We start from the raw sequence: 6,837 nt of genomic DNA on the forward strand, positions 1-6,837 counted from the left end.
GACGTTTCGCAAACGACGCGTTACCAACGATCCCTTGACCGCAAGAGAGCGACCGCCCCTCGGGGGGCGACGTGGCCGTTCGACTGGAGATGCACGTGGCCCGGCGCATCGAAGACTACGCACTTATCGGAGACATGCAGACTGCTGCGCTGGTCTGCAGGGACGGCACGGTGGACTGGCTGTGCCTGCCCCGCTTCGACTCCCACGCCGTCTTCGCAGGACTGCTTGGCACGGAGGAGCACGGCTTCTGGCGGCTGGGGCCGGCGCATGCCGCCGACGCCGAGCCGCCGACAGCGTCCCGTCGCCACTACCGCGGCGACTCCCTGATTCTCGAATCCGAGTGGGATACGCCACGCGGCACGGTGCGAGTGACCGATTTCATGCCCCCGCGTGACGGTGCCCCGCAGCTGATCCGGATCGTCGAGGGCGTCACGGGCCGGGTGCCGATGCGCTCCGCGCTGCGGATGCGTTTCTCGTACGGGCGCGTGGTGCCCTGGGTGCACAAGCACGACGGTCGGACGGTCGCCGTGGCCGGTCCGGACTCTGTGTGGTTCGACACATCCGCCGAGACCTACGGCAAGGCCCTGACCACGTACGCGGACTTCACCGTGGCACCGGGTGAGCGGATCGCGTTCGCCATCTCGTGGGAGCCCTCGCACAAGCAGCCGCCCGCGCTGCCGGAGCCGGAGCAGGCCCTGGAGGCCACCGAGGACTTCTGGCGCGAGTGGGTGGAGCAGTGCACGTACCACGGCCCCTACCGCGAGGCCGTGGTCCGTTCCCTCATCACGCTGAAGGCGCTGACGTACGCGCCGACGGGCGGCATCGTCGCCGCCCCCACGACCTCCCTCCCGGAGGAGATCGGCGGCGTCCGCAACTGGGACTACCGCTACACGTGGCTGCGTGACGCCGCGATCACTCTCTCCTCGCTCCTGCGCACCGGTTACCGCGAGGAGGCACGCGCCTGGCGCGAGTGGCTGCTGCGCGCGGTCGCGGGCGACCCCGAGAACCTGCAGATCATGTACGGCATCGCGGGCGAGCGGGAACTGGGCGAGGCGGAGCTCGACTGGCTGCCCGGATACGAGAACTCGACGCCCGTGCGCGTCGGCAACGGCGCCGCGCACCAGCTCCAGCTGGACGTGTACGGCGAGGTCACCGAGGCCCTGCACCTCGCCCACATGACGGGCCTGGCCCGCAACGACTACGCCTCGCTCCTCCAGCTCAAGCTGATCCGCTACCTGGAGGACCACTGGGACGAGCCCGACGAGGGCATCTGGGAGGTGCGCGGCCCGCGCCGCCACTTCGTGCACTCCAAGGTCATGGCCTGGGTCGCGGTCGACCGCACCATCAAGCTCATCGAGTCCGGGGACGCGGACGGCCCGCTGGAGAAGTGGCGCGAGCTGCGCGACGACATCCACCGGGACGTGTGCGAGCGGGGCTACGACAAGGAGCGCAACACCTTCACGCAGTCGTACGGCTCGAAGGAACTGGACGCCTCTCTGCTGCTGATCCCGCAGATGGGCTTCCTGCCGCCGGACGACAAGCGCGTGATCGGCACGATCGAGGCCATCCAGCGGGAGCTGTCGACCGCGGACGGCTTCATCCTGCGCTACCCGACCGCCGGCGAGGACGCGGGCGTGGACGGCCTGGAGGGCGACGAGGGCGCGTTCCTGGCCTGCTCGTTCTGGATGGCGGACGACCTCGCGATGATCGGCCGCGTGGACGAGGCCCGCAAACTCTTCGAAAAGCTCCTCGCCCTGCGAAACGACCTGGGCCTGCTCGCCGAGGAATGGGACTCGCGCCTCCAGCGCCAGGTCGGCAACTTCCCGCAGGCCTTCAGCCACGTGCCCTTGATCGACACGGCACTGCGCCTGACGGCTTCGGGCGCGTACGGGGGCTGACGGGGCGGAGCGGCTGAGCGCGACGGACCGGCGGTGCCCGCCTAGGCTGGGGGCACCGAAATGCCCCTTTTCTGGAAGGGGGCGGCCATGGCTCCCCTCTCGAAGGCGGGCGCGGCGCTCGCCGCGTTGCGCGAGGATCTCGTCGGCGATGTCTTCGCTCCCGGGGATCCGGGTTACGACGCGGCCCGGACCGTCTTCAACGCGATGATCGACCGGCGGCCCGCGGTGATCGCGCAGTGCGTGAACGAGGCCGACATCGCCCGGGCGGTGCGGTTCGGCCGGGACCTGGACCTGCACATCGCGGTCCGCGGCGGCGGCCACAGCGTGGCGGGCATGGCCCTCAACGACGGCGGCGTGGTCGTCGACCTGCGCCGCATGCACGCGGTGACGGTCCATCCCGGCGCCGCGGCGGTACGCGTCGAGGGCGGCGCCACGATGAGCCACCTGGACCGCGCCACCGAGCCCTACCACCTGGCGACCACCGGCGGACGGGCCTCGACCACCGGTGTCGGCGGCTTCGTGCTCGGTGGCGGCAGCGGCTGGCTGGAGCGGAAGTTCGGGCTCGCCATCGACAATCTGCTCGGCGTCGACCTGGTGATCGCCGACGGCTCGACGGTCCGCGCGAGCGCCGAGGAGAACCCGGAGCTGTTCTGGGCGCTGCACGGCGGCGGCGGGAACTTCGGCGTCGCGACCGCGCTGACCCTGAAGCTGCACGAGCTGCCCGAGTTCGCGATCGCCCTGGTGCTGTATCCGCCGGAGTCCGGCCCGGAGGCGATCCGTGTCTTCCGGGAGATCATGGAGACGGGACCGCTGGAGGCGAGCGGCGGCGTGCTCTACATGACCGGCCCGCCCGAGGAGTTCGTCCCGGACCACCTGGTCGGCAGGCTGGTGTGCGCGGCCTTGCTCGCGTACGCGGGCGGTGAGGAGGACCTGCGCAAGGTCGCCCAGCCCCTGCTGACGCTGCCGCACGCGGGCGAGGTCGTCACCGCGATCCCGTACGCGGACTTCCAGTGCATGATCGACGATCCGCCGGGCATGCGGAACTACTGGTCGGCTGAGTATCTGACGGGCCTTCCCGACGAGCTCGTACGCGTCTTCTCCGCCCGCGCGAACACGATGCCCGTGCCCACGGGGACCCAGCACGTGCTGTTCCCGATGGGCGGCGCGGTCGCCGAGGGCCCGAGCGAGTTCCCGGTCCCCTACCGGGACGCGGCCTGGGCCGTGCACCCCTTCGGGATCTGGGAGGACCCGGCCGACGACGAGCGGAGTATCCAGTGGGTCCGGGACGTCCGCGCCGACGTCCGGCCGTGGAGCACCGGCGCGGTCTACCTCAACTTCATCGGGAACGAGGGCAGGGACCGGGTCGAGGCGGGCCTGGGCGCCGAGAACACCCGGCGCCTGGCCGCGGTGAAGGCCCGGTACGACCCGGACAACGTATTCCGCTTCAACCACAACATCGTCCCCGCCTGAGCGGACTTGGTTGAGTTCGGTGCGGTGCCGCGCGCCGTAAGGGGCGCGGGGCTGTGACATATGCGGCTCCGCCGCGATGGGGGGTCCCCCGCTCATGGGGGGTCTCCCCGCTCGAGCAAAGCCTAGAGTGAGCGAGCGACCAGCCCCCACCGGCCCTCGCACGCGGCGGAGCCGCATATCGACACAGCATCACCGTTCTTCCAGCGGAGCGCTCAGCAGCCGAGAACGGCACGTCCGGAGGGTCGGCCCAGGTGGCGGACGAGGTAGCGTCCGCGTCATGAACAGCCTGGACAGCGGCATCGACACGCCGGACGCGCAGGGTGGCGGGATCACCGTGCGGCGGGCCCTGGAGCTGCCCGGGCTGCGCGGCGGACTGCCGGAGGTCCTGGCGGGCGCCGAGCGGCTGGACCGCACCGTGCGCTGGGTGCACGCGGGCGAGGTCCCCCACATCGCCTCGTTGCTGAAGGGCGGCGAACTGCTCCTGACCACGGGGTACGGGCTCGGCACCCGCCCCGCCGACCAGCGCGCCTTCGTCCGCACCCTCGCCGAGCGGGGCATCGCGGCCCTCGTCGTGGAACTGGGCCCGCGCTTCACCCGCCTTCCCTCCGCGCTCGTGGAGACGGCACGCGCGGCCGGTCTGCCCCTGGTCCAGCTGCACCGCGAGGTGCCGTTCGTGGCGGTCACGGAGGAAGTCCACACCGAGATCGTCAACGGCCACTACGCACTGCTCCAGCGCGCCGAGGAGGTGCACCGGCGCTGCACGGAGGCACTGCTCGGCGGGGGCGGGATCCCGCGGGTCCTCGGCATCCTGGCCGACTTCAGCGGCAACCCCGTCTTCCTGGAGACGGCGGACGGACAGCTCCTCTACGCCGCCGGGACCGGTCCCGCGAACGCCGATCCGCTCCAGGTGTGGGAGGGCCTGCGCGGCCGGCACAAAGCCGGTGCACCCGCCGGGGCGGCCCTCGTGGACGTGCCCGGCGGCGGCCCCGGCACCGGCTCGGTCCGCGCCCGGCTCGTCCTCCTGCCCGTGAACGCCCCGCTCGCGCCGGTGCACCGGATGGCCGCCGAGCGGGCCGCGGGCATCCTCGCGGTCGTCCTCATGCAGGCCCGCCAGGAGGAGGAACTGGCGGCACGCGGCCGCGGCGACTTCCTCACCGACCTCGCCGAGGGCCGCATCGAGGCCGAGGACGCGCCCGCACAGGCCCGCGTACTCGGCTTCAAGCCGGGCCGGAGTCCACTCCTGCCGATCGTGATGCGTCTCGCGAGCGAGGCGAGATCGGGGTCCCCCCGGCCGGAGGCTGCGGGAGGACTGGCCCCTGGGGGCGGTTGGGCCGTGCTGGCGCGGGCGGTCGCCGAGGAACTGGCCTCGGTGGGAGTGCCGGTGCTGTTGGGCGTACGTCCCGTGGAGGGCCGCGTACCGCTTCTGCTGGGCCTGCGCTCGGAGTCCGAGCGGTCGGCCGTCGCGGACCGGGTCGCGGCGGCGCTGCGGGCCGGTGTGGAGCGGGCGGGCATGCAGCGGCCGGGGTCGCGGCCGCCGGTCGTGGTGGTGGGCGTGCCGGGCGGCTGGGCGGCCGCGTCGGCGGGCCTGCGGCACGCGGCCGAGACGGCCACGGCGGCCCAGGGACTGTCGGACCGCCTCTGGTACGACGCCCGCCGCCTGGACACCGACCTGTTGCTGTGGCGCCTCCGCGACCACCCTGACCTGGCCGCCTTCGTGGACCGCGCGATCGGCCCCCTCCGCGACCACGACAACCGCTCCAAGCCACCGCTCCTGCCCACCCTGGAAACGTACTTGGCCCACGCCGGCCGCAAGGCGGAGACGGCACGCGAGCTGCACCTCAACCGGCAGACGCTCTACAACCGGCTCGCCAGGATCGGGGAGTTGCTCGGGACGGACCTCGACGACCCGCAGACGGTACTGGCGTTGAGCCTCGCTCTGCGGGCTCGAAGGCTCGTGCCGTAGCGCACGCGCGCGTGTACGTCTGTCTATGGAGCTAGGGCGATGTAGCGCGTGTACGCCTGTCCATGTGCCGTTACGTCAGCGGCACGGGCTTGGTCAGCTCGTCGTACACGCTGAGGACCTGGGCCACCGTCTCGTCCTCCGTCGGCCAAGTGGCCGCCTGGCGCGTGCCCTTGTCCTTGAGGAGCTCACGTCGGGCGGGGTCGGCGAGAAGGCCCTCGACGGCCGCGGCGAGCGCTTCGGAGTCGCCGTGCGGAACGAGTGCGGCCGCGTCGCCCACCAGTTCGGGGATGCCGCCGACGACTGCCGCGACGAGCGGCACGCGCGCGTGGAGGGCCTCCTGGGCGAGCACGGAGCGCGATTCCCAACAGGTGGGCAGCAGAGCGAGGTCGGCCGCCGCGAGCAGCTCGCCGATGTCGTCACGCCGCCCGACGAGGCGGACCGGAAGACCTTCGTCCTCGATACGCCGCTGGAGTTCGCCGCGCAGTGGCCCTTCCCCGGCGATCACAAGCAGCGGAAGGGGATCGAGCCGACGCCACGCGCGCGTGGCGTCCAGCAGCGTGTCGTACCCCCGGTGCCGGTCGAGGGAGCCGACTGCCATCAGCAACGGCCGGTCGGTCGCGCCGAGTTCGGCGCGCGCCTTGGGCCGCAGCCGGTCGGCGTCCTCGCCCTCGGCGACGACGGGCCGACCCGGCGTCGGAAGCGCGACGGCGGCGAGCCGCGCGTCCCGCGCTCCCCTGTCGCGGGCCCGGTCCACCAGGTCGGACGACGAACCGAGGACCACGGACGCGGCCTTCGCCACGCGTCGCTCCAGGAGACGCAGCACATGCGCCCGCGCTCCCTCGGCGTGCGGGCGGGTGTGCCAGGTGACGACGAGCGGGACGCGCCGCCCACTGAGCGCGAGCGCGGCCCTCAACGCGGCGTGCAGGCCGTGCGCGTGCACGAGGTCGGCGTCCGCGCAGGCCGCCCGCAGCGCGGCCACGGAGGCCGGGTCGCTGCGCCTCGGCACCGGTACGTGCTGGGCACCGACGCCGGTGAAGTCGTACGCCTGGTCGGCCCTGTCGGGGGCGCACACGGTGACCCGCACGCCCCTTGCGACGAGCCCCGATGTCAGAGACCGCACATGCGCGCTGCTGCCCGCGTTGCCGCCCCCGAGCACTTGGACGGTACGCAGCGGCGTCTGTCCGTGCGTTGGCGGTGAGTGGCTGCTCACGTGGCTCACGTGGCCGGGGCTCCTGGTTCGGCGTCGGGCGGTCACGAAGAAAAGTACAGAAGGAACGCGCGGTGGGGGTGTACCGCTCGCTGTCCCCTCCTAAGGATGCCAGGGCGCGCGGGGGTTGCGGGACACCGAGGGTCGCTGCGGCGACGGGCAGGGGCACGCGGTGCGAACGGTCACTCACACGAGTGAGCTCGCGACTGAGGCACGGGGCGGGGTGTCCGAGGACAGTTCACGGTGCGTGACGCACCTCAGGAGCCCTTGTTCACGCCCCTCCACCCGCCCCCTCCACC

The 6,837-nt window shown here is 72.6% G+C and carries 4 protein-coding genes; 3 read left to right on the plus strand and 1 reads right to left on the minus strand.

The window, feature by feature from the left end; all coding sequences use genetic code 11:
* Window positions 1-89 precede the first annotated feature (89 nt).
* The 3 genes from ACTWQR_RS16185 (at window position 90) to ACTWQR_RS16195 (ending at window position 5,331) form a co-directional block, all read left to right on the plus strand.
* Window positions 90-1,898, plus strand: coding sequence for a glycoside hydrolase family 15 protein (locus tag ACTWQR_RS16185; RefSeq protein ID WP_443227760.1), 1,809 nt, complete (start codon window positions 90-92; stop codon window positions 1,896-1,898).
* A gap of 87 nt (window positions 1,899-1,985) precedes the next feature.
* Window positions 1,986-3,368 (plus strand): FAD-binding oxidoreductase, encoded by a 1,383-nt coding sequence (locus tag ACTWQR_RS16190; RefSeq protein WP_443227756.1) that lies wholly within the window; start codon window positions 1,986-1,988, stop codon window positions 3,366-3,368.
* 277 nt (window positions 3,369-3,645) lie between these two features.
* Window positions 3,646-5,331, plus strand: coding sequence for a PucR family transcriptional regulator (locus ACTWQR_RS16195; RefSeq protein WP_443227757.1), 1,686 nt, complete (start codon window positions 3,646-3,648; stop codon window positions 5,329-5,331).
* A 70-nt stretch (window positions 5,332-5,401) separates the two neighbouring features.
* Here ACTWQR_RS16195 and ACTWQR_RS16200 read toward each other — a convergent pair whose 3' ends face one another.
* Entirely contained in the window at window positions 5,402-6,550 is a 1,149-nt protein-coding gene (locus ACTWQR_RS16200; protein WP_443227758.1) for a glycosyltransferase family 4 protein, read from the minus strand.
* Between the last annotated feature and the right edge of the window lie 287 nt (window positions 6,551-6,837).

It is taken from the genome of Streptomyces sp. 2A115, assembly GCF_052245575.1.
In the GTDB taxonomy this organism is placed as follows: domain Bacteria; phylum Actinomycetota; class Actinomycetes; order Streptomycetales; family Streptomycetaceae; genus Streptomyces.